General features: G+C 74.4%; 23 protein-coding genes and 1 pseudogene. 15 read left to right on the top strand and 9 right to left on the bottom strand.

Translation table 11 applies throughout. From position 1 onward, the window contains the following. Positions 1-150: 150 nt before the first annotated feature. Positions 151-447 carry a type VII secretion target gene (locus LQ51_RS01835; RefSeq protein WP_046562856.1) on the bottom strand — a complete coding sequence of 99 codons (297 nt, stop codon included), beginning with the start codon at positions 445-447 and terminating at the stop codon, positions 151-153. Between the two features lie 205 nt (positions 448-652). On the opposite strand from LQ51_RS01835, the gene LQ51_RS01830 reads away from it, so the two are divergent. The 6 genes from LQ51_RS01830 (at position 653) to ung (ending at position 6,105) form a co-directional block, all read left to right on the top strand. Beyond that, the gene (locus LQ51_RS01830; RefSeq protein WP_046562860.1) at positions 653-1,021 is read left to right on the top strand and encodes a holo-ACP synthase; all 369 of its coding nucleotides are present in this window, start codon (positions 653-655) and stop codon (positions 1,019-1,021) included. A gap of 54 nt (positions 1,022-1,075) precedes the next feature. Further along, positions 1,076-2,578, top strand: coding sequence for an NAD(P)H-hydrate dehydratase (locus LQ51_RS01825; RefSeq protein WP_046562855.1), 1,503 nt, complete (start codon positions 1,076-1,078; stop codon positions 2,576-2,578). 61 nt (positions 2,579-2,639) lie between these two features. Continuing rightward, positions 2,640-3,776, top strand: coding sequence for an alanine racemase (gene alr / locus LQ51_RS01820; RefSeq protein WP_046562854.1), 1,137 nt, complete (start codon positions 2,640-2,642; stop codon positions 3,774-3,776). Next, on the top strand, positions 3,773-4,864 hold the full coding sequence (locus LQ51_RS01815; protein WP_046562853.1) for an alpha/beta fold hydrolase: 1,092 nt from the start codon (positions 3,773-3,775) through the stop codon (positions 4,862-4,864). The genes alr and LQ51_RS01815 overlap by 4 nt, the downstream gene beginning before the upstream one ends. Further along, positions 4,861-5,343: a tRNA (adenosine(37)-N6)-threonylcarbamoyltransferase complex ATPase subunit type 1 TsaE gene (gene tsaE, locus LQ51_RS01810; RefSeq protein ID WP_046562852.1), complete on the top strand. Its 483-nt coding sequence runs from the start codon at positions 4,861-4,863 to the stop codon at positions 5,341-5,343. Before LQ51_RS01815 ends, tsaE begins: the two co-directional genes overlap by 4 nt. 60 nt (positions 5,344-5,403) lie before the next feature. Then, positions 5,404-6,105 (top strand): uracil-DNA glycosylase, encoded by a 702-nt coding sequence (gene ung, locus LQ51_RS01805; RefSeq protein WP_046562851.1) that lies wholly within the window; start codon positions 5,404-5,406, stop codon positions 6,103-6,105. Here the strand turns inward: ung and LQ51_RS01800 are convergent. Beyond that, complete coding sequence (locus LQ51_RS01800; protein ID WP_046562850.1) at positions 6,094-6,966, bottom strand: helix-turn-helix domain-containing protein; 873 nt, start codon at positions 6,964-6,966, stop codon at positions 6,094-6,096. The genes ung and LQ51_RS01800 overlap by 12 nt on opposite strands. Positions 6,967-7,415: 449 nt before the next feature. Between LQ51_RS01800 and tsaB the strand changes: the two genes are divergently transcribed. The 6 genes from tsaB (at position 7,416) to LQ51_RS01770 (ending at position 13,526) form a co-directional block, all read left to right on the top strand. Further along, a complete protein-coding gene (gene tsaB, locus LQ51_RS01795; RefSeq protein ID WP_046562849.1) occupies positions 7,416-8,093 on the top strand; it encodes a tRNA (adenosine(37)-N6)-threonylcarbamoyltransferase complex dimerization subunit type 1 TsaB in 678 nt (225 codons plus the stop codon). Between the two features lie 138 nt (positions 8,094-8,231). Next, a complete protein-coding gene (rimI, locus tag LQ51_RS01790) occupies positions 8,232-8,675 on the top strand; it encodes a ribosomal protein S18-alanine N-acetyltransferase (protein ID WP_046562848.1) in 444 nt (147 codons plus the stop codon). A gap of 4 nt (positions 8,676-8,679) precedes the next feature. Next, positions 8,680-9,726 (top strand): tRNA (adenosine(37)-N6)-threonylcarbamoyltransferase complex transferase subunit TsaD, encoded by a 1,047-nt coding sequence (gene tsaD / locus LQ51_RS01785; RefSeq protein WP_046562847.1) that lies wholly within the window; start codon positions 8,680-8,682, stop codon positions 9,724-9,726. A 16-nt stretch (positions 9,727-9,742) separates the two neighbouring features. Continuing rightward, positions 9,743-9,997: a hypothetical protein gene (locus LQ51_RS01780; RefSeq protein WP_046562846.1), complete on the top strand. Its 255-nt coding sequence runs from the start codon at positions 9,743-9,745 to the stop codon at positions 9,995-9,997. A gap of 68 nt (positions 9,998-10,065) precedes the next feature. Continuing rightward, positions 10,066-11,772, top strand: a complete 1,707-nt coding sequence (locus LQ51_RS01775) for an ABC transporter ATP-binding protein (RefSeq protein ID WP_046562859.1) — start codon at positions 10,066-10,068, stop codon at positions 11,770-11,772. Beyond that, positions 11,769-13,526: an ABC transporter ATP-binding protein gene (locus tag LQ51_RS01770; protein ID WP_046562845.1), complete on the top strand. Its 1,758-nt coding sequence runs from the start codon at positions 11,769-11,771 to the stop codon at positions 13,524-13,526. Before LQ51_RS01775 ends, LQ51_RS01770 begins: the two co-directional genes overlap by 4 nt. 62 nt (positions 13,527-13,588) lie before the next feature. Here LQ51_RS01770 and LQ51_RS01765 read toward each other — a convergent pair whose 3' ends face one another. The 7 genes from LQ51_RS01765 to LQ51_RS01735 all read right to left on the bottom strand — a co-directional run bounded on the left by LQ51_RS01765 (position 13,589) and on the right by LQ51_RS01735 (position 20,870). Next, positions 13,589-14,314, bottom strand: coding sequence for a DUF4142 domain-containing protein (locus LQ51_RS01765; RefSeq protein ID WP_046562844.1), 726 nt, complete (start codon positions 14,312-14,314; stop codon positions 13,589-13,591). A 104-nt stretch (positions 14,315-14,418) separates the two neighbouring features. Further along, on the bottom strand, positions 14,419-15,600 hold the full coding sequence (locus LQ51_RS01760; protein ID WP_046562858.1) for an ROK family protein: 1,182 nt from the start codon (positions 15,598-15,600) through the stop codon (positions 14,419-14,421). Positions 15,601-15,625: 25 nt separating this feature from the next. Then, entirely contained in the window at positions 15,626-16,885 is a 1,260-nt protein-coding gene (locus tag LQ51_RS01755) for a sugar ABC transporter permease (RefSeq protein ID WP_046562843.1), read from the bottom strand. Further along, positions 16,882-17,697 (bottom strand): ATP-binding cassette domain-containing protein, encoded by an 816-nt coding sequence (locus LQ51_RS01750; protein WP_046562842.1) that lies wholly within the window; start codon positions 17,695-17,697, stop codon positions 16,882-16,884. Before LQ51_RS01750 ends, LQ51_RS01755 begins: the two co-directional genes overlap by 4 nt. 105 nt (positions 17,698-17,802) lie before the next feature. Continuing rightward, positions 17,803-18,903, bottom strand: a complete 1,101-nt coding sequence (locus LQ51_RS01745; RefSeq protein WP_046562857.1) for a sugar ABC transporter substrate-binding protein — start codon at positions 18,901-18,903, stop codon at positions 17,803-17,805. Between the two features lie 232 nt (positions 18,904-19,135). After that, the gene (gene ybaK, locus LQ51_RS01740; protein WP_046562841.1) at positions 19,136-19,615 is read right to left on the bottom strand and encodes a Cys-tRNA(Pro) deacylase; all 480 of its coding nucleotides are present in this window, start codon (positions 19,613-19,615) and stop codon (positions 19,136-19,138) included. Positions 19,616-19,661: 46 nt separating this feature from the next. After that, positions 19,662-20,870 (bottom strand): THUMP-like domain-containing protein, encoded by a 1,209-nt coding sequence (locus LQ51_RS01735; protein ID WP_046562840.1) that lies wholly within the window; start codon positions 20,868-20,870, stop codon positions 19,662-19,664. 285 nt (positions 20,871-21,155) lie between these two features. On the opposite strand from LQ51_RS01735, the gene groES reads away from it, so the two are divergent. The 3 genes and pseudogenes from groES to LQ51_RS01720 all read left to right on the top strand — a co-directional run. Further along, entirely contained in the window at positions 21,156-21,470 is a 315-nt protein-coding gene (groES, locus tag LQ51_RS01730) for a co-chaperone GroES (protein ID WP_018222648.1), read from the top strand. A gap of 70 nt (positions 21,471-21,540) precedes the next feature. Further along, positions 21,541-23,187 (top strand): chaperonin GroEL, encoded by a 1,647-nt coding sequence (gene groL / locus LQ51_RS01725; protein WP_046562839.1) that lies wholly within the window; start codon positions 21,541-21,543, stop codon positions 23,185-23,187. A 135-nt stretch (positions 23,188-23,322) separates the two neighbouring features. Further along, positions 23,323-23,765, top strand: a pseudogene (locus tag LQ51_RS01720) (molybdopterin-binding oxidoreductase); the annotation flags it as partial.

Raw genomic sequence — 23,765 nt, 5'->3', positions numbered from 1 at the left:
CGGGGCGCAGCGCGGCGGCCCGCGCGTCGAGCGCGTCGAGCCGGTGCCGGAGCGGACCGGTGAGCGCCCGCCAGGCCGCCCCGGCGGCCGACCAGCCGCCCGGGTCGGCCCGCCACAGCTGGGCGTACCCGACCGGGGTGGCCGGGCCGGTCACCGGGGGATCCCGGTCAGCCGGGCGGCGGCCCGCTCGTCCACCGCCTCGTAGCCGTCGGCGGCGGCGCGCACCGCGTCGGCGGTCCGCGCCAGCCGGGCGGCCAACGACCCGCACCAGCGCTGCACCGCCGCCTCCAGGTCGGCGAGCGCGGCCCCGGCCCGCCACCCGTCCGCCGGGACGAGCAGACCCGGCGCGGCGGCCAGCCCGTGCGCCAGCCGGTACCCGTCGTCGCCCAGCTCCCGGGCCACCGCGCGGAGCAGCTCCAGCTCGACGGTCAACGGCTCCTCGGACATGGCAGCCCTCCCCGGGGGCGACGGGCCGCCGGCGGGGCGGCCGGCGGGGGCGGAACGGACACCGGGGACGTTAGGTGGCACGGGAGCACCCCGACCGGCCCTGTGGACGGCGGCCGGCGGCCGTACCGGCGGTTCTCCACAGGACGTTGCCCCCGGCGTGGCCGGCGGCTAATGTGCGGCCCCCGCCGCCGGTAGGGTGAGCCTCGTGATCGTGGCTGTCGGCATCGACGTGGTGCTGGTGGACCGGTTCGCCCGGTCCCTGGCGCGCACGCCGCTGCTCGCCGACCGCCTGTTCACCGAGACGGAGCGCTACACCCGCACCGGTCACCCGCGCTCGGCGGAGTCGATGGCCGCCCGGTTCGCGGCCAAGGAGGCGGTGGCCAAGGCGCTCGGGGCGCCGGCCGGGCTGAACTGGCACGACTGCGAGGTGGTGGCGGACCCGGCCGGCCGGCCCTGGCTGACCGTCGCCGGCACGGTGGCGGCCGCGGCGGCCGAGCGGGGGATCAACCACTGGCATCTGTCGCTGTCACACGACGGCGGGATCGCCTCGGCGATGGTGGTCGCGGAACGCTGAGTCGACCGGCGGGCCGGCCGGCCCGACCGGGGGATACGGACGGGACGGGGTGGCATGGGACCGGTGTGGCGGGTCGCGGACGTACGTGCGGCGGAGGCCGGCCTGATGGCCACCCTCCCGCCCGGGACGCTGATGCAGCGGGCCGCCGCCGGGCTGGCCCGCCGGTGCGCGTTGCTGCTCACCGACCGCTTCGCCGCGCAGCGGCCGGATCGTGGTGCCGCGAGCGGGGTCTACGGCGCCCGGGTGCTGCTGCTGGTCGGCTCCGGGGACAACGGCGGCGACGCGCTCTACGCGGGCGCGCGGCTGGCCCGGCGGGGCGCGGCGGTCGCCGCCCTGCTGCTCACCCCGGGCCGGGCACACGCCGAAGGGCTGGCCGCGTTCCGGGCCGCCGGTGGGCGGGTGGTCGACCGGCCGCCGGCCGTGGTGGACCTGGTGCTCGACGGCATCGTGGGGATCGGCGGCACCGGCGGGCTGCGGGAGACCGCCGACCAGCTCGCCGCGAGCCTGGCCGGGCGGATCGGGCGGGACGGCGCGCGGGCCACCGTGGTCGCGGTCGACGTGCCCAGCGGCGTGGTGGTGGACACCGGCCACGTGCCGGTGACCGACTCCGGCCGGCCCTGCGCGGTGCACGCCGACGTGACCGTGGCCTTCGGCGCGCTGAAGCCGGCCCTGGTGGTGGGCCCGGCCGCCGCGCTCGCCGGCCAGGTCGAGCTGGTCGACATCGGCCTGGGCCCGTGGCTGCGGGCGGCGCCGGCGCTGCGCGTCGTCGAACGGTCGGACGTCATCGACTGGTGGCCGCGGCTCGGCCCGTCGTCGGAGAAGTACAGCCGGGGCGTGGTCGGGGTGGCGACCGGCTCGGCCACCTATCCGGGTGCGGCCGTGCTCTCCGTGGGCGGCGCGCTGGCCGGCCCCACCGGCATGGTCCGGTACGCGGGCGGCGCCCGGGCGGAGGTGCTGCACCAGCATCCCTCGGTGATCGCCACCGGGCGGGTCGCCGACACGGGCCGGGTGCAGGCCTGGGTCTGCGGCTCCGGGCTGGGCACCGGCGAGGAGTCCGTCGCCGAGCTGCGCGCGGTGCTCGCCGCGCCGGTGCCGGTGGTGCTCGACGCGGACGCGCTCACCCTGCTGGTCGACGGCAAGATGGCCGACCGGCTGCGGGACCGGGACGCCCCGATCGTGGTGACCCCGCACGACCGCGAGTACGCCCGGCTCTGCGGCGAGACGCCGGGGGCGGACCGGGTGGCGGCGGCGCAGCGGCTGGCCGCCTGGATGAACGCCGTGGTGCTGCTCAAGGGGGACCGCACGATCGTCGCCACCCCGGACGGCCGGGCGTACGTCAACCCGACCGGCACCCCGGCGCTGGCCACCGGGGGCACCGGGGACGTGCTGGCCGGGCTGCTCGGCTCGCTGCTCGCGGCCGGGCTGGCGCCCGAGCGGGCGGCGGCCGCGGCGGCGTACCTGCACGGGCTGGCCGGCCGGGAGGCGGCCCGCGGCGGCCCGGTGACCGCGCCCGACGTGGCGACCGCCCTGCGTCCGGTGATCGCCGGTCTGGGCTGACCGCACCACCGGCCGCGCGGCTCAGGGCCACGGAGATCACCGGCGGAAGTAGGCTGGGGGCATGTGGCAGTCGGAGGTGCGCGTCGACCTGGACGCGATCCGGGAGAACGTGGCCCGGCTCAAGTCGGGAACGAGCGCCGAGCTGATGGCGGTGGTGAAGGGCGACGGCTACGGCCACGGCATGGTCCCGGCCGCCCGGGCGGCCCTCGACGCGGGCGCCGACTGGCTCGGGGTCTGCACCCTCGACGAGGCGCTCGCCCTGCGCCAGCAGGGCGTCAGCGCGCCGGTGCTGGCCTGGCTGCTCGACCCGGGCCTGCCGCTGCACGACGGCGTCGCGGTCGGCGTGGACCTGGGCTGCGCCAGCCTCACCCAGCTCGACGAGATGATCGAGGCGGGCCGGCGGGCGGACCGCCCGGCGCGGATCCACCTGAAGATCGACACCGGGCTGGCGCGCGGCGGCGCCACCGTCGCCGACTGGCCGGCGCTGCTGGAGGCCGCCGCGAAGGCCCAGGCCGACGGTCTGGTCGAGGTGGTCGGGGTGTGGAGCCACTTCGTGTACGCCGACTCGCCCGGGCACCCCACCACGGACCGCCAGCTGGCGGTCTTTCACGAAGGGCTGGAGATGGTGGAGCGGGCCGGCCTGCGCCCCCGCTACCGGCACCTGGCCAACTCGGCCGCCACCCTGACCCGCCCGGACACCCACTTCGACCTGGTCCGGCCCGGCCTGGCCGTGTACGGCCTGTCACCGATCGCGGGCGAGCAGTTCGGGCTGCGCCCGGCGATGACCGCCCGGGCCCGGGTGATGCTCACCAAGCGGGTTCCGCCCGGCACCGGCGTCTCCTACGGCCACACCTACCTCACCGAAGCCGAGAGCAACCTGGCCGTGGTCCCGCTCGGCTACGCCGACGGGGTGCCCCGGCACGCCTCGAACACCGGCCCGGTCCAGCTCGCCGGCAAGCGGCGGACGATCTCCGGCCGGGTCTGCATGGACCAGTTCGTGATCGACTGCGGCGACGACGAGGTGGCCGCCGGGGACGTGGCGACCCTCTTCGGCAGCGGTGCCGACGGCGAGCCCACCGCCGACGACTGGGCCGAGGCGGTCGGCACCATCAACTACGAGATCGTCACCCGCTTCGGCGGCGTACGGGTGCCCCGGGTCTACGACGGCGAACGGCCGCGAGCACAGGTCGCACCGTGAGTCCGAGGTTCCGGGTGCCCCGGCCGCGGACCGCCGCCGGCCGGGTCGCCGGGGTGGTCGGCGCCGCCGTCGGCGTCGCCGCCGCGGGGCTCGCCGCGGGCGTGGTGAGCGAGCGGGTCCTGGTCCGCCGGTTCAAGAACGACCCCACCGACCGGTACGCCGGCGAGGTCTTCGACCAGCAGCCGTACGACCGGGCGTTCGAGGTGGAGATGCCGGACGGCACCGACATCCACGTGGAGGTGGTCGAGCCGACCCGACCGGTCGCCGGGCACCCGACGGTGGTGCTGGTGCACGGCTTCTGCCTGGACATGGGGACGTTCCACTTCCAGCGCAAGATGCTCGCCGCCCGGGGCGACTACCGGGTCGTCGCGTACGACCAGCCCGGGCACGGCCGGTCGGGGCGGTTGGAGACCGGTGACTACGACCTGGCCACGCTGGGCGGGACGTTGCGTCGGGTGATCGACGAGGTGGCCCCGGAGGGTCCGTTGGTGCTCGTCGGCCATTCCATGGGCGGGATGACCATCATGGCGTTGGCCGAGCTGTACCCGGAGCTGTTCGGCGACCGGGTGGTCGGCACCGTGCTGATGGCCACCTCGGGCGGCCTGCTCGCCGAGACCAAGCTGGTCGCCCCGGCGCTGCTCGGCCGGGTCGGCGCGCCGGTGCTCTACATGATGAGCAACGCCGCCCGGTACGGCGGCACGGTGATCGACAAGGCGCGGCAGTCCACCTCCAACGTCGCCTGGCTGCTCACCCGCAAGTACGGCTTCGGCACGCCGAAGCCGAGCGCCGCCCTGGTCTCCTACGTGGAGACGATGAACTCGCGCACCTCCGCCGACACGGTCACCCGGTACCTGCGGACCCTGGCCACCCATTCCCGGTTCCCGGCGCTGGCCGCGCTGGCCGGCACGCCGGTGCTGGTGATCGTGGGGGACAAGGACATGATCACGCCGGTGACCCATTCCGAGGAGATCGTCCGGCGGCTGCCGCACGCCGAGTTCGTCAAGATCCACGACAGCGGGCACGTGGTGATGCTGGAGCACGCCGACGAGGTGAACGCGGCGCTGCAACGGTTCCTGGAGGCGTTGTGACCGCGTTGGTGGAGCTGAAGACGCTCGACGACACCCACGACTTCGGCCGTCGGCTCGCCGGACTGCTGCGCGCGGGGGACCTGCTGCTGCTCAGTGGCCCGCTGGGGGCGGGCAAGACGGCGCTGACCCAGGGCATCGGCGCCGGCCTGGGCGTACGCGGCGACATCACCTCGCCGACCTTCGTGATCGCCCGGGTGCACCGGCCCGATCCGGCCCGGGGCGGCCGGGTGACCCTGGTGCACGCCGACGCGTACCGGTTGGGGGAGTCCACCGATCCGCGCGCCGAGATCGACGACCTGGACCTGGACGCCTCGGTCGACGAGGCGGTCACCGTGGTGGAGTGGGGCGAGGGCATGGTGGAGCAACTGGTCGACGCCCACCTACGGATCCGGATCGACCGGCGGGACGACGACACCCGGGTGGTGAGCCTGGAACCGGTCGGTGGCGACTGGGCGCGCCGGCTGGCCACCCTGGACTGAGGGCTGTCGTACCGGCTGCCTACAGTGCCGGAGACCGATCCGACCGGTGAAAGGCTGCCGATGCCCGACGACGCTCCCACCCTCGACCTGCTGGCGCTGCTGCCCGACGCCTGGCGCGCGGTGCTCACCCCGCACCTGGATCCGGCGCGCACCGCGGCGCTCGCCCAGTTCGTCGCCCGGGAGTACGCCGTCCGGACCGTCTTCCCGCCGGTCGAGGACCTGTTCTCCGCCTACCGGCTGTGCGACCCCGCGCAGACCCGGGTGCTGATCCTCGGGCAGGACCCGTACCACAAGGCGGGGCAGGCGCACGGGTTGAGCTTCAGCGTGCGCGAGGGGGTGACGGTGCCGCCGTCGCTGCGCAACGTCTTCAAGGAGCTGGCGGAGGACCTGGGCGTGCCGAAGCCGCGCAGCGGCAACCTGAGCGGCTGGGCCGCGCAGGGCGTGCTGCTGCTCAACTCGGTGCTCACCGTCCGGGAGGCCACCCCCGGCTCGCACGCCAACCAGGGGTGGGAGGAGTTCACCGACGCGACCATCCGGGCGCTGGACGGCCTCGACCAGCGGGTGGTCTTCCTGCTCTGGGGCGGGTACGCCCGCAAGAAGGCCGCCCTGGTCACCAACCCGCGGCACGTCGTGCTGGAGGCGGGCCACCCGAGCCCGATGAACCCGCGCGGCTTCCTGGGCAGCCGCCCGTTCAGCGCCGCGAACAAGGCCCTCGCCGACGCCGGCCTGCCCACCGTCGACTGGGAGCGCTCAGCCGGCTGACCCCGCGTCGGCTGGCGCTGTCCCTGCTGGCGTGGTGTGGGCAGGCCTGGTGTGGGCTGGCGCTGCCTCGGCTGGTGTGGTGTGGGCGGGCCCGGTGTCGGCTGGCGCTGCCTCGGCTGGTGTGGTGTGGGCGGGCCCGGTGTGGGCTGGCGCTGTCCCGGCTGGCGTGGCGTGGCGGCGCTGCCGGTGGCGGTGGAGCAGGTCGGCGGCGCGCCGGTCGGTCAGCTCCACCTCGATCAGCGGCTCGACCCGGTAGCTCCGGTCGCCGTGCCGGACCTCAACCGACTCCGGCAGCTCGTCGCACATGCGGGCCCGCAGCTCGCCGAGGCGGGTCTGCCAGCGGTGCTCGCCCGGCTCCTCCGGCTCGATCCGGAGGCCGCCCCAATCCTCCCAGCGGGCGTTCCACCGCAGCCCGTACTCCCGTTCGAGGAAGGCGGTGAGACGGGCCGCGTCCCGCCAGCGCACCGCCACCTCGACGGCGGCCACGGGTAGCGGGGCGCCCTGGAGCAGCGCCGCCGTGGCCCCGGTCAGCACATACGGCAGCTCGCCCAGCGCGTCGATCATCCGGTCCAGGCCCAACTCGTCGAGCCGCTCCACCACCGGCTGTCCGGCCAGGCCGTCGAGCGCGGCGTCGAGGTGGCTGTCCAGCGGCTCCACGGTCAGCCGGAGCTGCCGCCCGAGCGCGGCGAAGAGCCGCTCCACCACCGGCAGGCTCGGCACCCGGTCGCCCCGTTCGATCCGGGCGACCGCGCCCTGGCTCAACCCGGCCAGGTCGGCCAGGCGGCGCTGGGTGAGGTCCCGGCGCTGGCGTTCGTCCCGCAGCGCGGCGGCGATCTGCCGGGTCAGTCTGCTGTCAGGCATCCCCGAATGATGGACGACCACTTTTCCGCGATATGCCTCTCAGTCATCTTTATGCCTCTGCGGCATATCGACAAAAAGCTGGGTGTCGTCCCGGTGCCCGCCACGCTCCGCAACACCCGACCCCCACCGCCGATCCTGGCCGCGGCGCCCGCTCAACCCGCCGGCTTGCGGCCCTGCTCGGCCGCCGGCTTGGGCTCTGCTCGGCCTGCCGCCTTGGGGCTCTGCTCGGCCTGCCGGCCCGCCTGCTCGGCCCGCCGGCTTGGTCCGCCTGCTCGGCCTGCCGGCCCGCCGGCTCGGTCCGCGGGCTTGGTCCGCCGGCTCGACGGGTGGGTGAGCTTGGCTCGGCGCGGGGTGCAAGCCGGGGCGGTGGGGCAGCAGCTCACCGGTGGGTGTCTCGCGGGGACAGGCCGTGACCGGTGGTGGCCGCAGGGCGGCTACTCTGGCTTACCGTGCTCGTACTCGTGGTGGACTCCTCGACGCCCGCGGTGACCGCGGCCCTGGTCGAGGTCTCGGCGGACGGCGTGGTGGCGCGCGCCCAGCGGTGCACCGTCGACGCCCGGGCGCACGGCGAACTGCTCGCCCCGCAGGTCGACGCGGTGCTGGCCGACGCCGATGCCCGCCCGGCCGACCTGGCCGCGATCGTGGCCGGGCTCGGCCCGGGGCCGTTCACCGGGCTGCGGGTCGGCCTGGTCACCGCCGCCACCATGGGCCAGGTGCTCGACGTTCCCACCTACGGGGTCTGCTCGCTGGACGCGATCGGTCACCCGGCGGCCGCCGGCGAGCCGGTACTGGCCGCGAGCGACGCGCGCCGGCGCGAGGTGTACTGGGCCGTCTACGACGGCGCCGGCCAGCGGATCGCCGGCCCGAACGTGGACACCCCGGCGGTCGCCGCCGAGCGGGCCCGGGAGCTGGCCGTCACGGTCGCGGTCGGCGACGGCGCCCACCGGTACGCGGACGTCCTCGGTCTGCCGGTCCGCGCCCAGCCGCGGTACCCGGCCGCGACGGCGCTGGCCCGGCTCGCCGCCGAGCGGGTCCGCGCGGGTGCCCCCGGTGAGCCGCTCACTCCGCTCTACCTGCGCCGCCCGGACGCCGTCGCGGCCACCAGCCACAAGCCGGTCCTCCCGTGAGCGCGAGGAGTGAGCCGGGCCTGCGAGCCCCGCAGTCGCGAACAATGGTGGCGCCGTGAGCGCGAGGAGTGAGCCGGGCCTGCGAGCCCCGCAGTCGCGAACGGTGGTGGCGCCGTGAGCGCGAGGAGTGAGCCGGGCGTGCGACTGGCGCGGTTCCGCTGGTGGCACATCGAACAGGTGCTGCCGATCGAGGCGGACGCCTTCGGCGCCGAACAGTGGTCCCCGGCGATGTTCTGGAACGAACTGGCCAACGGGCACTTCTACCGGGTGGCCGTGGACGACGACGGCACGTTGCTCGGCTACGCCGGGCTGACCGTGGCCCTGCCCGACGAGGCCTGGGTGCAGACCATCGCGGTCCGCCGGGACGTCCAGCGGCGGGGCATCGGCCGGCTCCTGCTGGAGGCGTTGCTCGCCGAGGCGGCCCGGCTCGGCGCGCGCAGCACGCTGCTCGAGGTGGCCGCCGACAACGCCCCGGCCCAGCGGCTCTACGCGACCTACGGCTTCGAGCCGATCGGCGTGCGTCGCGGCTACTACCAGGCAAGCAACACCGACGCGCTGGTCATGCAGCGCAACGAGGGCTGAGAGCATGGCTGACGAACCGCTGATCCTCGGCATCGAGACCTCCTGCGACGAGACCGGGGTGGGCATCGTCCGCGGGCACACCCTGCTCGCCGACGCGCTGGCATCCAGCGTCGAGGAGCACGCCCGGTTCGGCGGCGTGGTGCCCGAGGTGGCCAGCCGGGCCCACCTGGAAGCCATCGTGCCGACCATGCAGCGGGCGTTGACCGAGGCCGGCGTGACGATCGCGGACATCGACGCGATCGCGGTCACCGCCGGGCCGGGCCTGGCCGGCGCGCTGCTCGTCGGGGTCGCCGCCGCCAAGGGGTACGCGGTCGCCGCCGAGAAGCCGGTGTACGGGGTCAACCACCTGTCCGCGCACGTCGCGGTGGACACCCTCGAGCACGGCCCGCTGCCCGAGCCGGCGATCGCCCTGCTGGTCTCCGGCGGGCACTCCTCGCTGCTGCGGGTGGACGACCTCGCCCGGGAGGTCACCCCGCTCGGCTCGACCATCGACGACGCGGCCGGCGAGGCCTTCGACAAGGTGGCCCGCCTGCTCGGCCTGCCCTTCCCCGGCGGCCCGTTCATCGACCGGGAGGCCCGCGCCGGCGACCCCGCGGCGATCGCCTTCCCGCGCGGGCTGACCGCCGCCAAGGACCTGGCCGGGCACCGGTACGACTTCTCCTTCTCCGGCCTGAAGACGGCGGTGGCCCGCTGGGTGGAGGCGCGGCAGCGGGCCGGCGAGCCGGTCCCGGTCGCCGACGTGGCCGCGTCCTTCCAGGAGGCGGTCTGCGACGTGCTGGTCGGCAAGGCCCTGGACGCCTGCCGGACCAGCGGCATCGATACCCTCGTGATCGGCGGTGGGGTGGCGGCCAACTCCCGGCTGCGGGCGATGGCCGGGCACCGGGCCGCGAAGCACGGCATCCGGGTGCGTACGCCCCGGCCGGGGCTCTGCACCGACAACGGGGCGATGGTGGCCGCGCTCGGCTCGCACCTGGTCGCCGCCGGCGTCGCGCCCAGCCGCCTGGACCTGCCCGCCGACTCGGCGATGCCGCTGACCGTGGTCAGTGTCTGAGGCGGAAGGGAACGACGTGATCGTCCGGATGTGGGAGGCGAAGGCCGAGCCGTACGGCTTCGCCGACCTGATCACCTGGGTCTGCGAGACCGCGCTGCCCGAGTTCGAGCATGACCCGCTGCACCTGTCCAGCGAGGTGTTCTCCTCCACCGACCACCGGCTGGTGGTCATCTCGAAGTGGCGGAGCAGCCCGCAGGCCCTGCCGGATCCGCCGCCCACCCTGGTCACCCGCCCTCCGCACAGTTGGGACTTCACCCAGGTCGACCGCTGATCCGACCGGCCGGGTCAACGGAAACTGGTTGGCGCCCGTCCCGGCCCGGCACCTAGCGTCGGGTGGTCATGCGCTTCGCACCGGCCGGTGATCCCGGCACCCCCGACGTCCGGTCCGCCACCCGCTACCTGGTCTGGCTCGCCGGACGGCAGCCGCTGATCTTCGGCGGCGCCATCGCCCTCGGGGTCACCTGGATGGTGGCCCAGGCCCTGATGCCGGCCGCGGTCGGCCGGGCCGTCGACGCCGGCCTCACCCAGCGCGACCCGGACGCCCTGCTCCGCTGGGGTCTCGTGCTGCTCGGGCTGGGCGTCGTCCAGGCGATCGCGGGCATCCTGCGACACCGCTGCGCGGTGCACAACTGGCTCGCGGCCGCCTACCGGACCGTGCAGCTCACCGTGGAGGCCACCAACCGGTTGGGCGCCGCGCTGCCCCGCCGGGTGGCCGCCGGCGAGGTGGTGAGCATCGGTACGGCCGACATCGAGCACATCGGCAGCGCGGTCGACATCACCGCCCGGGGCGCCGGCGCGGTGGTCGCCATCGGCACCGTGTCGGTGATCCTGCTCACCGCGTCGGTGCCGCTCGGCCTCGTGGTGGTGCTCGGGGTGCCGCTGCTCATGGCGCTGGTGGCGCTGCTGATCCGGCCGCTGCACCGGCAGCAGGCCGCGTACCGGGAGTCGACGGGCGAGCTGACCGCCCGGGCCGCCGACATCGTCTCCGGGCTGCGGGTGCTGCGCGGGGTGGGCGGCGAGCCGGTGCTGGGCGCCCGCTACCGGGAGCAGTCCCAGGCGCTGCGCGCGGACGGCCTGCGGGTGGCCCGGGTGGAGTCGCTGCTCCAGGCGGCGCAGATCCTGCTGCCTGGCGTCTTCGTGGTGCTGGTCACCTGGCTCGGGGCGCGGTTCGCGCTGCGCGGCGAGATCAGCGCCGGCCAGCTCGTCTCCTTCTACGGCTACACCGCTTTCCTGGTCAGCCCGCTGCGCAACCTCACCGAGACGGCCGACAAGGTGGCCCGGGGGCACGTGGCGGCCCGCCGGGTGGTGCGGCTGCTCCGCCTCGCCCCCGAGTTCACCGACCCGGCCCGCCCGGTGCCGCTGCCCGCCGGGCCGGGCGAGCTGGCGGACGTGCGCTCCGGGGTGGTGCTGCGGCCGGGCCGGCTCACCGCGCTGGCCGCCACCAGCCCCGAGGACGCGGCCGAGATCGCCGACCGGCTCGGCCGGTACGCCGACGGGGACGTGACGCTGCACGGCGTACCGCTGCGGGACGTGGCGCTGGCGACGGTGCGCGAGCGGATCCTGGTGGCCGACAACGACGCGCAGCTCTTCAGCGGCACCCTCCGCGCCGAGCTGGACCCGCACGACCGGGGCGACCGCCCGGCGGTCGAGGCGGCGCTGGTGGCGGCGAGCGCCACCGACATCGTCGAGGCGCTTCCGGGTGGCCTGGACGGCGCGGTCGCCGAGCGCGGCCGGGAGTTCTCCGGCGGGCAGCGGCAGCGGCTGCGGCTGGCCCGGGCGCTGGTCGCCGACCCGGAGACGCTGATCCTGGTCGAGCCGACCAGCGCGGTGGACACCCACACCGAGGTGCGGATCGCCGACCGGCTGCCGGCGGCCCGACGCGGCCGGACCACGCTGGTCTGCACCACCAGCCCGCTGATGCTGGGCCGCGCCGAGCACGTGATCTTCGTGGAGGACGGCAAGGTGGTCGCCGAGGGCCGGCACGACGAGCTGCTCGCCGCCGAGCCCCGGTACCGGGCCACGGTGAGCCGGGAGGAGGAGCGGTGAGCAACGCGCTGCCCGTCGCCGACGCGCGGCAGGTCCGCCGGTACGCGCGGGAGCTGGCCCGCCGGCATCCGCGCGGCCTGGCCGCCGCGCTCGGCCTGCACGCGCTCGCCGCGGCCGCCGGACTGGTCGCGCCCCGGCTCCTCGGCGACCTGGTCGAGGGCATCTCGCGCGGGGTCGGCGCGGTCACCGTCGACCGGATCGCGCTGGCCATCGCCGGCTTCGTGATCGCCCAGTCGGTGCTGGTCCGCTTCGCCCACCTGGCCTCGGCCCGGCTCGGCGAGCGGGTCCTCGCGGAGCTGCGCGAGGAGTTCGTCGACCGGGTGCTGGCCCTGCCGCTCTCCACCGTGGAGCGGGCCGGCACGGGTGACCTGCTCACCCGCACCTCCCGGGACGTCGCGGCGCTGTCCCGGACGGTCCGGTTCGCCGCCCCGGAGACGCTGATCGCCGCGGTCACCGTGCTGCTGATCCTCGGCGCGCTGGTGCTGACCGGTCCGCTGCTGGTGCTGCCGTGCGTGCTCGTGGTGCCGCTGCTGGTGGCCGGCACCCGGTGGTACCTGCGCCGGGCACCGGCGGGGTACCTGCGGGAGAACGCCGCGTACTCCGACATCACCGACGGGCTCAGCGAGACGGCCGAGGGGGCCCGGACCACCGAGGCGCTGCGCCAGCAGGCCCGCCGCCGGGCCCGCACCGCCACCGACATCCGCCGGTCGTACGCGGCCGAGTACTACACGTTGCAACTGCGGACGGTCTTCTTCCCGATCGCCGAGATCGGCTACCTGCTGCCGGTGGCCGGCACCCTGCTGCTCGGCGGCTGGTTCTACCTGAAGGGCTGGGCCAGCCTCGGGCAGGTCACCGCCGCGACCCTCTACGCCCAGCAACTGGTCGACCCGGTCGACCGGCTGCTCTCCTGGCTGGACGAGTTCCAGGTCGGCGGCGCCTCGCTGGCCCGGCTGCTCGGGGTGGCCGCCGAGCCCGCCGACCGGCCTGCGCCGGCCGGCGCCCCGTCCACCGTGCGGCCGGCGGCGACCGACGGCCGGCTGGCCGCCCACGACGTCCGGTACGCGTACCGGACCGGCCACGACGTGCTGCACGGGGTGACCCTGGCGCCCCGGCCGGGGGAGAAGCTCGCCATGGTGGGCCCGTCCGGGGCGGGCAAGTCGACCCTGGGCCGGCTACTGGCCGGGGTGCACGCGCCACGGTCGGGCGCCGTCACGGTGGACGGCCGGCCGCTCACCGAGCTGCCCCTGGCCGACCTGCGCGGGCACGTCGCGCTGGTCAGCCAGGAGCACCACGTCTTCATCGGCACCCTGGCCGAGAACGTGGCGATGGTCCGCCCGGACGCGGACCCGGCCCGGATCCGCGCCGCGCTGGCCGCGGTCGACGCGCTGGACTGGGCGGCGGCGCTGCCGGACGGGCTGGACACCCGGGTGGGCGCGGGCGGGCATCCGCTCTCCCCGGCCCAGGCGCAGCAGCTCGCGCTGGCCCGGCTGGTACTCGCCGATCCGCACACCCTGGTGCTCGACGAGGCCACCTCGCTGATCGACCCGCGGGCCGCCCGGGCCCTGGAACGTTCGCTGGCCGCGGTGCTGTCGGGCCGGACCGTCATCGCGATCGCGCACCGGCTCTTCTCCGCACACGACGCGGACCGGGTGGCGGTGGTCGAGGAGGGCAGGATCACCGAGCTGGGTTCGCACGACGAGCTGGTCGCGGCGGGCGGCTCGTACGCGGCCCTCTGGCGTTCCTGGCACGGCTGAGCGAGGTGGGCCGGCGTCCCCGGTCGACGGGGTCCCTCGTGCCGGGGCGCCGGCCCGCCACGTCAGGTGCGGCGCAGGATGCGCCAGGTCGCGTAGCCGCCGGTGACCAGGGCGAGCAGGAAGACCGCCCAGACCACGGTGGTGCTGACCTGCACTCCGCCGCCGCTGCCCACGTTGGCCGCGGCGGCGGCGACCAGCGAGTCGCTCTGTGCCGGGGGCAGCGCGGCGGGCGGGAGCTGTTGCCAGCGGACCAGCCCGGTGCTCTCCAGCATGGTCATGTGGTCGTTGACGAAGGTGTTGGCCTGCTCGGCGAGCTTGCGCACGATCGGGTCCCGGGTGCTGGCCCGGACCGCGCCGATCACCGGGAAGATCTTGCCGTGGGCGACCCGGAGCCGGGTCACGAAGATCTGGTCGAACCGGGCGCCGGTGGCGTTCTGCATCTCGGTGAGCCACCCCTTCTGCTCGGCCGTCGGATCGGTCGGCAGGGTGGCGCCCAGCTTGTTCGCCGCCTGGACCACCAGCTGGTCCAGCACGCCGTGCTGCCGGGCGATCTCGGCGCCGATCTGGCGTACCCGCTTGGACTGGCCCTTCTCGGCGGCCATCTGACCGGCCGGCATCTCCCAGAGCCCGGCCAGCCGTACCCCGTTGAGCAGGGTCATGTCGGCGGCGTTGAGCTGCTGGCCGGGCGCGGGGGCGGCCAGCGCCGTTCCGGGCAGCACGCCGACTCCCGCGACGAGCGCGAGCAGCAGCAGCGCCAGGCGGCGGCGGACGGATTCCAGCGGTGCCATGGTGGGGGTGCCTCCTCGGTCCGGACCGGTACGCGGATGTCGTGGACGGCCGCACCCGCCGGCCGCCCGTCCGCACACTGGTACGGATCACGGCCCCGATCAGTTCAGCCGGCGTCCAGGGGGTCGGCGAGGAGGCGTTCGAAGGCCAGCTCGGCGGCCCCGATGAGGGCCGCGTCGTCGCCGAGCAGCGGGGTACGCAGCCGGACGTGTTCGAGGCAGGCGGGCAGCCCGTTGGAGTTGAGCCGGCTGCGTACCTGGGCGGCGGCCGCCAGGTAGAGGTCGCGCATGGTGCCGCCGAAGATGACCATCTCCGGGTTGAAGATGTTGACCAGGTTGGCCACCCCGAAGCCGAGCCAGTCGCCGGCCTGCCGGACGGCGGTCTGGGCCCGGGCGTCGCCCCGGTCGGCGGCGTCGAAGACGCCGAGCAGCGCGTCCCGGCCCCGGGCGTCGCACCGGCCGGCGGCCCGGAGCAGCCCGTGCTCGCCGATCTCGGTTTCCCAGCAGCCGCGCCGGCCGCAGTCGCAGCGCACCCCGTCGCGGACCACCACCATGTGGCCGACCTCGCCGCTGTATCCGCCGTGCCCGGTGAGCCGCCGCCCGCCGGCGATGATGCCGGCACCGACGCCGACGTCCCCGTAGAGGTAGATGACGTTGTCGCAGCCGGCGGCGACGCCCCGGGCGTGTTCGGCGTAGGCGGCCACGTCCGCCACGTTGCCGACCGTGATCGGCACGTCGATGCCCAGCTCGGCGGCGAGGGCCGCGCCGATCGGCTCGTCCACCCAGCCGGTGGTGGGGCTCAGCCGGACCAGCCCGTCCTCCCGGCGGACCATGCCGCAGACGGCCACCCCGGCGCCGACGCAGATGGAGCCCGGCGGCACCGAGTGGTGCATCTCCTTGACCGCGCCGGCCAGCAGCGGCGCGGCCTCGCCGGCGACCAGGTTGCGCGGCCGGTCCAGCTCCCGGCGGTCGAGCACCTCACCGCCCAGTCCGACCCGCGCGGCCCGCAGCCGGTCCACCTCGACGCTGTACGCGTACGCGTACACCCGGGCCGACTCGGGCCGGACGACCAGCGACGGTCGTCCGGCCCGGCCGGTCTCCTTCGGCGTCCCCTCGCTGACCAGACCGGCATTGGCCAGGTCGGCGGTCAGCGCGCCGATGGTGCTGCGGTTGAGTCCGAGCGCGGTGGTCAGCTCGGCGCGGCTGGTGGCACCGTGCACGTGGACGTAGCGGAGCAGTGCGCCCAGGTTCTGCCGGCGGATCTCGTCCTGGCTCGGGCCCGCGCGCATCGCCAACGCCATGTCCACCCCGGGTTCAGCGGTTGCCGGTGGCGGCGGCCCGGCGCCGGGACAGCGCGTCGATGGTGGCGGCGGCGAGCAGGACCACGCCGGTGACCACGTACTTCACGCCCGAGCTGTAGCCCATCAGTCCCATGCCGTTGTCGATGACCGCGACCACCGCACCACCGAGCACGGCGTCGAGGATGCGGCCCTTGCCGCCGAAGAGGCTGGTGCCGCCGATCACCGCGGCGCCGACGGCGTAGAGCAGCACGTTGCTGCCGCCGGTGTTGGGGTCCACCGAGTTGGCCCGGCTGGCCGCCACGATGCCGCCGATCGCCGCCATGGTGGAGCAGATGACGAAGACGGAGGTGCGGATCCGGTCGACGTTGATGCCGGCCCGGCGGGCGGCCTCGGCGTTGCCGCCGACCGCGTAGATGTGCCGGCCGTAGCTGGTGCGCTGGAGCACGAAGGTCCAGAGGATCAGCAGCAGCGCGATGATCGGCACCACGATCGGCACGCCCTTGAGCGAGACGACCAGCACGTTGCGGCTGCGCTCCAGGTTGAGCACGTAGACCGCGGCGCCGAGGATGACGGCGAGGCCGGCGATCCGGGCCAGCACCACCGCGATCGGGTCGGTGAGCAGGCCGCGCGCGGCCCGGTTGCGGTACCGCAGCAGCTGGGTGGCCGCGTACCCGGCGACGGCGACCGCGGCCAGCGCCCAGCCGAGCGTGGGGGGCAGGTTGCGGTTGGCGATGGCGACCAGGACGTCGTCCCGCACCGAGATGTTGGAGCCCTCCTTCATGAGCATCAGCACGACGCCCTGGAAGGCGAGGAAGCCGGCGAGGGTGACCACGAAGGACGGAATGCCGACCTTCGCCACGAGCAGGCCGAGCCCGATACCGATCACCACGCCGGTGACGACGGCGGCGAGCACCGCCACGTACCACGGGTAGCCGAGCACGGTGACCACGTTGGCCAGGATCGCGGCACAGACGCCGCTGGCGAAGCCGGCGGAGAGGTCGATCTCGCCGAGCAGCAGGACGAAGACCAGTCCCATCGCGATGAGCGTGGTCGCCGCTCCCTGGGTGAACAGGTTGGCGAAGTTGCCGGCCGTGAAGAACGACGGGCGGGCGATCGAGAAGCCGATCGCCAGCGCGAGGAGCATGAGGACCGCCGGCAGCGCGCCGATGTCGCCACCGCGGACCCGCCGCAGGTAGTTGCTGAAGTGGGTGCCGACGGTGGGCGCCGGCGCGACCGCGGCGGGGCCCTCCTTCTTCACGGCGGTGGTGGTCATCGGGCGGCTCCTGGGGTGGTGTCGGCGGGCGCGGCGCCGGTGCCGTTGCTGCCCGGGTCGGCGAGGCCGAGGTTGCCGGAGCGGCCGGCCGTGATCAGCTCGACCACCTGCGCGTGGGTGATGTCGGTGGTCTTGACCTGGGCGACCATCTGGCCGAGGTAGAGCGCGGCGACGCGGTCGGAGACCGCGAAGACGTCGTTCATGTTGTGCGAGATGAGCACCACGGCCAGGCCGTTGTCGGCCAGCCGGCGGACCAGCTCGAGCACCTGGGCGGTCTGCGCGACGCCGAGGGCGGCGGTCGGCTCGTCCAGGATGACCAGCCTGCTGTTCCAGAGCACCGCCTTGGCGATCGCGACGGTCTGCCGCTGCCCGCCGGAGAGGCTGGCCACGTGCTGGCGCAGCGACTTGACGGTACGCACGCTGAGCCCGGCCAGGGTCTCCGCGGCCATCTGCTCCATGGTCGGCTCGTCGAGCACGATCCCGCTGCGCTTCTCCCGGCCGAGGAACATGTTCTGCACGATGTCGAGGTTGTCGCAGAGCGCGAGGTCCTGGTAGACGACCTCGATGCCGAGCGCGGCCGCGTCGCGCGGGCTGTTGATGCTCACCGGCCGGCCGTCGAAGTGGAACTCGCCGCCGTCGGTGGGGTAGATGCCGCTGATGCACTTGACCAGGGTCGACTTGCCGGCGCCGTTGTCGCCGACCAGCGCGGTCACCTCACCGGGGTAGGCGGTGAAGGCCACGTCGCGGAGCACCTGGACGGGACCGAAGCTCTTGTCGATCCCGCGTAGCTCCAGCAGGGGGGTAGCGGACACGGGGTTCTCCTTTGGCACGGAGGGGAGGGCTCGGAGCCCGTCCGGGCGTGGGCGCCGCCCGGCACGGATATCCGTGCCGGGCGGCGCCGCCTGAAGCGGGATGGGTCAGCTGATGCCGGCGTCGGTGCAGAGCTTCGCGAAGTTGCCCGTGCAGAGCGCTTCCTTGGTGATGTAGCCGTCGGCCACGACGTCCTTGACGCTGTCCTTGTAGATCGCCTTCGGCTCCAGCAGCACGGACGGGACGTCCCGGCCGCCCTCCGGGTCCTTGACCGTCTGACCGGTCTCCTTCTTCTCCCCCTTGGCCAGCGCGATGGCCAGGCCGGCGGCGGCGTCCGCCTCCTTCTTGACCGCCTTGTAGACGGTCATGCACTGGTCGCCGACGAGGATGTTCTGCAGGCCTTCCTTGGTGGCGTCCTGGCCGGTCACCGGGACCTTGCCGTTGAGCTTGTTCTTCTTCAGCACCGAGATGGCCGCGTTACCGAGCGCGTCGTTGGCGGCCAGCACGCCGTCGATCTTGCCGCCGGCCTTGGTGAGCTGCTGCTCGAAGATGGTGGTGGCCTGCGCGGCGTCCCAGGCGGGCACCGAGTCGTCGGCGACCTTGGTGTACTCCTTCGAGTCGAACTTCGGCTTGAGCACCGAGTCGTACCCGTTCTTGAACAGGGTCGCGTTGTTGTCGGTCGGCGCGCCGTTGAGGTAGGCGATCGCCGGGTTCTTGGCGCCCTTGTCGGTGAGGCACTTGGCCAGGCCCTCGCCCTGGAGCTTGCCGACGGCCTCGTTGTCGAAGCTGACGTAGTACTGGGCCGAGCCGCCCAGGGTCAGCCGGTCGTAGTCGATGGTGGCCACGCCCTGCGACTTGGCCTTCTCGAGCACGGCCTTGCCGGTGCCGGAGTCCAGGTTGACGATCATCAGCACGTTGACGCCGCTGGTGATCATCTGCTCGGCGATGGTCTGGAAGGCGTTCTTGTCGTTCTGCGCGTTCTGGATGTCGGACTCGACGCCGGCCGCGTCGAACGCCTCCTTGAGGTACTTGCGGTCCGCGCCCTCCCAGCGGGCGGAGGACTTGCTGTCCGGCAGGATGACGCCGATCTTCGGCTTCTTGTTGGCCGAACCGCCGGCCTTGTCGGAACCGCCGTCGTCACCGCAGGCGGCCATGCTGCCCGCCGCGAGCAGACCGACGGCCGCGAAGGTGAGGAAGCCCTTGCGCATCTGCATGGGTCCTTTCGGGGGTTGGGGGAGTCGTTGTCGGTGTTTTGTTGTGCCCGGCAACGTATTCCGCCCGTCCCGAGCCGCGCAAGGGAGCCGAGATCGGAAGTTTGTTGGCAGCGGTAACAATTCAGCAACGCGATTGTCGCCCGGTCGTCATCCCGCGGCCAGCCCTCCCGGGAAGACCTGCGAGAACGCTCCCGGCACCCGCCGACGGAGCGGCGTGGACCCGGACTCAGCCGGTGGCGATCGGGGCGGTGACGGCGCCGGTCAGCGCCACCAGGTCGGCCGGGGCGAGTTGCAGTTGCAGCCCGCGCCGACCCGCCGACACGTAGACCGTCGGGTGGTCCAGCGCCGACGCGTCCACCACCGTGGGCAGCCGCTTGCGCTGGCCGAGCGGGCTGATCCCGCCCCGCACGTAACCGGTGGCCCGCTCGGCCACCGCCCGGTCCGCCAGGGCGGCCCGCTTACCGCCGACCGCGGCGGCGAGCGCCTTGAGGTCCAGCTCGCCGGTGACCGGTACGACCGCCACGGTCAGGCCGCCGTCGACCGCGGTGACCAGCGACTTGAACACCCGTTCCGGGGGTACGCCGAGCGCCGCCGCGACCAGCCCGCCGTAGTTCGGCGCGTCGGGTGGGACGTCGTACGGGTGGGTGCTGTGGGAGATCTTCCGCCGGCTCAGCAGCGCCGTCGCCGGAGTGCCCTGTCCCGCCATGCCCGCCAAGCTAGCCGTCGCCGGGCCGGCGGGCGAGCGGAAACCGTCAGGCGGGAACCGGGCGGCCCAGCAGCACGGTGGGCGCGCCGGCCACCCGGGTCAGCACCACGCTGGCCGAGCCGTCCCCGGCCAGCCGCAGGTCCCGGCGCAGTTGCTCCGGCTCGAGCGCCGAGCCGCGCTTGAGGATCTCCACCCGGCCGACCCGGCGCTCCCGGAGCAGGGCGCGCAGCCGCTTCAGCGAGAACGGCAGCACGTCGGTCAGCTCCAGGCAGCGGGCGTACGGGGTGGGCCGGGCCCGATCGGCGTAGAGGTAGGCGATGCTCGGATCGGCCAGGTTCCCGCCCAGCGTGTCGGTCAGCTCGGCGACCAGGTGGGCGCGGACCACCGCCGGGTCCGGGTCGTACAGGAAGCGGCGGGTGGGCCCGACCGGTGCCGCCTCGGCGCCGGAGCCGGTGAGGTGCCGGGCGGGGGCCGCCCCACCGCCGGAGCCCTTCTCCCGGAGCACGGTGGCGCGGCGGGGCACCTCGGCCAGCGCGCCGCACCAGAGCGCCGCCTCGACCAGGTCGCCGTCCACACTGACCCACTCGGCCTCCGCGCCGGCCGGGATGAGCGCGTGGTCCAGGCCGGGCGCCACCTTGACCACGGTGTACGGCACCCGCTCGGCGAGCCCGGTGACGAAGTCCCAGGGTGGCGCGTAGGCGTTCGGGTCGAAGACGCGCCGTCCCGTGCCGGCCCGGCGCCGGGCCGGATCGCAGAAGACCGCCTCGACCCGGGTCACGTCGAACGCCGTGGCGTCCCCGCACTCGACGGTGAACAGCTCCGCCAGCCCGGCGGCCTCGGCGTTCGCGGCGGCCATCGCGGCGGTCACCGGGTCGGCCTCCACCCCGTACACCCGGATGCCGGCGCGGGCGGCGGCCAGCGCGTCGGCCCCCAGGCCGCAGCCGAGGTCGGCCAGGGTGCCGATCCCGGCGGCGCGCAGCCGGGCGGCCCGCCGCTCGGCGACCACCCGGCGGGTGGCCTGCTCCAGCCCGGGACGGGTGAGGAACATGCCGGCGGCCGCCGGCCCGAACTTGCCCACGGCCCGGCGGCGCAGCTCGGCCTGGGTGAGCGCGGCGGCGGCGAGCCCGGCCGGGAGTCCGGCGGAGCGGAGCGCGGCCGCCGCGGCCAGCGGGTCGCCGCCGGCCAGCCGGGCCGCCGCGTCGAGGGCGGCCGACCCCTCGGGGGTACGCAGCGCGGCGAACTGTTCCAGGTCCACCCGGGCATTCTCCCGGTCGTCGCCGGGCGCGGGGCTGTGGCCCCGGCGGTTTCTCCGGCGACACGAAGGGCGGCGCGTTGGCACTCTCCTTGACGGAGTGCTAGCCGAGGAATAACCTGCGATTAGCACTCTCGCCCTGAGGGTGCCAACGCCCGGGCCCTGGTGCCCGGGGGTTGAACGCCAGGCGGACCGGCACCCGCGACGACGGCCCCGCCCGGTGGCATGTGGCAGATTGACGCCGGTCGGCTCGCCGACCGGCAACGACACCAAGTACCCCAGGAGGGTATGCCCGTGACTACCGCGACCAAGGTTGCGATCAAGCCGCTCGAGGACCGCATCGTGGTCCAGGCGAACGAGGCCGAGACCACCACCGCCTCGGGCATCGTGATCCCCGACACCGCCAAGGAGAAGCCGCAGGAGGGCACCGTCCTCGCTGTCGGCCCGGGCCGGATCGACGACAAGGGCAACCGCGTGCCGATCGACGTGAAGGTCGGCGACACCGTCCTCTACTCGAAGTACGGCGGCACCGAGGTCAAGTACGCCGGCGAGGAGTACCTGGTGCTCTCCGCCCGCGACGTCCTCGCGGTCATCGAGAAGTAAGCAACCGATCAGTGTCGTTGCCCCGGTCCGGCTCGCCGGGCCGGGGCAACGTCGCTTCGAAGGGATACAGATGGCGAAGATCCTGAGCTTCTCGGACGACGCCCGGCACCTGCTGGAGCACGGTGTCAACGCCCTCGCGGACGCGGTCAAGGTCACTCTCGGCCCGCGCGGGCGCAACGTCGTCCTGGACAAGAAGTTCGGTGTGCCCACGATCACCAACGACGGCGTGACGATCGCCAAGGAGATCGAGCTCACCAACCCGTACGAGAACCTCGGCGCGCAGCTGGTCAAGGAGGTGGCGACCAAGACCAACGACGTCGCCGGCGACGGGACCACCACCGCGACCGTGCTGGCCCAGGCCATGGTCCGCGAGGGTCTGCGCAACGTGACCGCCGGGTCCAACCCGACCGGCCTGAAGCGGGGCATCGACGCGGCGGCCGGCAAGGTCTCCGAGGCGCTGCTCGGCCGGGCCGTCGAGGTGGCCAGCAAGGAGTCGATCGCGAACGTGGCGACGATCTCCGCGCAGGACGCGACCATCGGCGAGCTGATCGCCGAGGCGATGGAGCGGGTCGGCCGCGACGGTGTCATCACCGTCGAGGAGGGCTCCATGCTCACCACCGAGCTGGAGGTGACCGAGGGTCTCCAGTTCGACAAGGGCTTCATCTCGCCGAACTTCGTCACCGACGTGGAGGCGCAGGAGGCGGTCCTGGAGGACCCGTACATCCTGATCACCACGCAGAAGATCTCGGCGATCGAGGAGCTGCTGCCGCTGCTGGAGAAGGTCCTCCAGAACAGCAAGCCGCTGCTGATCATCGCCGAGGACGTCGAGGGCCAGGCGCTCTCCACCCTGGTGGTCAACGCGCTCCGCAAGACCATCAAGGTCTGCGCGGTCAAGGCCCCCGGCTTCGGCGACCGCCGCAAGGCGATGCTGCAGGACATGGCGATCCTGACCGGCGCCGAGCTGGTCGCCCCGGAGCTGGGCTACAAGCTCGACCAGGTCGGCCTGGAGGTGCTCGGCACCGCCCGCCGCGTGGTGGTCGACAAGGAGAACACCACCGTCGTCGACGGTGGCGGCCAGGCCAGCGAGGTCACCGACCGGGTCGCGCAGATCCGCAAGGAGATCGAGGCCTCGGACTCCGAGTGGGACCGGGAGAAGCTGGCCGAGCGGCTGGCCAAGCTCTCCGGCGGGGTCGCCGTGATCAAGGTCGGCGCGGCCACCGAGGTCGAGATGAAGGAGCGCAAGCACCGCATCGAGGACGCGATCGCCGCGACCAAGGCGGCGGTCGAGGAGGGTACGGTCCCCGGCGGCGGTGCCGCCCTGGCCCAGATCCTGCCGGTGCTCGACGACGACCTCAGCTTCACCGGTGACGAGAAGGTCGGTGTCTCGATCGTGCGCAAGGCGCTGGTCGAGCCGCTGCGCTGGATCGCCCAGAACGCCGGCCACGACGGCTACGTGGTGGTGCAGAAGGTCGCCGCCAAGGAGTGGGGCAATGGCCTCGACGCCGCCACCGGCGAGTACGTCGACCTGGTCAAGTCGGGCATCCTCGACCCGGTGAAGGTGACCCGCAACGCGGTCACCAACGCCGCCTCCATCGCCGGCCTGCTGCTCACCACCGAGAGCCTGGTGGTGGAGAAGCCGGAGCAGCCCGAGCCGGCCGCCGCCGGTGGGCACGGCCACTCGCACGGCCACGGCCACCAGCACGGCCCGGGCTTCTGATCCCGCGCCGTACGGCCTGACGGTCAGGGCACACCGCCGACCCGGCGGTGTGCCCTGACCCGTCTCTGCTTACGAAACCCTGACGAGGTTGGCGGTCGTCGGCTCCGGGCGGGGAGACTGGTCGCCGTGAGCAGCATGTCGCGCGGCCGGGCCGCGCTGGCCGGGGTCACGGCCGCGGCCGTCGCGATCGGTGTCGCCGAGCCGGTGGCCGTCCTCACCGGTCCCCGGTCCGCCCCGCTGATCGCGGTCGGGGGGCTGGTCGTCGACGCGGTGCCGGAGCCGCTCAAGCAGTTCGCCATCGCGGTCTTCGGCCGGTACGACAAGATCGCTCTGCTGGTCGGCACGGCGGTGCTGCTGGCCGGGATCGCGGCGTTGATCGGCGTGCTGGCGGCCCGGCGGCTGCGGATCGGGCTGGCCGGCATCGCCGCGTTCACCGCCCTCGGGGTGGCCGCCGCGCTGACCCGGGCCGGCGCGGACACCTTCGACGCGCTGCCCTCCCTGGTCGGCGGCGCCCTGGGCGCGCTCACGCTCTGGGCGTTCGTCGCGGGCCCGCTGCGCGAGGCGGCCAGCCCGGGTCC

The organism is Micromonospora sp. HK10 (genome assembly GCF_000982955.1).
Taxonomy (GTDB): domain Bacteria; phylum Actinomycetota; class Actinomycetes; order Mycobacteriales; family Micromonosporaceae; genus Micromonospora.
Note: the sequence above shows the minus strand (reverse complement) of the source record. Positions and strands in the feature narration are given on the sequence as shown.

Coding starts and splice junctions, on each gene's coding strand:
- alr (WP_046562854.1), top strand. CDS start 2,640: ATGTGGCAGTCGGAGGTGCGCGTCGACCTGGACGCGATCCGGGAGAAC.
- LQ51_RS01825 (WP_046562855.1), top strand. CDS start 1,076: ATGGGACCGGTGTGGCGGGTCGCGGACGTACGTGCGGCGGAGGCCGGC.
- LQ51_RS01775 (WP_046562859.1), top strand. CDS start 10,066: ATGCGCTTCGCACCGGCCGGTGATCCCGGCACCCCCGACGTCCGGTCC.
- ybaK (WP_046562841.1), bottom strand. CDS start 19,615: ATGGCGGGACAGGGCACTCCGGCGACGGCGCTGCTGAGCCGGCGGAAG.
- LQ51_RS01765 (WP_046562844.1), bottom strand. CDS start 14,314: ATGGCACCGCTGGAATCCGTCCGCCGCCGCCTGGCGCTGCTGCTGCTC.
- groES (WP_018222648.1), top strand. CDS start 21,156: ATGCCCGTGACTACCGCGACCAAGGTTGCGATCAAGCCGCTCGAGGAC.
- LQ51_RS01835 (WP_046562856.1), bottom strand. CDS start 447: ATGTCCGAGGAGCCGTTGACCGTCGAGCTGGAGCTGCTCCGCGCGGTG.
- groL (WP_046562839.1), top strand. CDS start 21,541: ATGGCGAAGATCCTGAGCTTCTCGGACGACGCCCGGCACCTGCTGGAG.
- LQ51_RS01800 (WP_046562850.1), bottom strand. CDS start 6,966: ATGCCTGACAGCAGACTGACCCGGCAGATCGCCGCCGCGCTGCGGGAC.
- tsaD (WP_046562847.1), top strand. CDS start 8,680: ATGGCTGACGAACCGCTGATCCTCGGCATCGAGACCTCCTGCGACGAG.
- ung (WP_046562851.1), top strand. CDS start 5,404: ATGCCCGACGACGCTCCCACCCTCGACCTGCTGGCGCTGCTGCCCGAC.
- LQ51_RS01755 (WP_046562843.1), bottom strand. CDS start 16,885: ATGACCACCACCGCCGTGAAGAAGGAGGGCCCCGCCGCGGTCGCGCCG.
- LQ51_RS01760 (WP_046562858.1), bottom strand. CDS start 15,600: ATGCGCGCGGGCCCGAGCCAGGACGAGATCCGCCGGCAGAACCTGGGC.
- LQ51_RS01745 (WP_046562857.1), bottom strand. CDS start 18,903: ATGCGCAAGGGCTTCCTCACCTTCGCGGCCGTCGGTCTGCTCGCGGCG.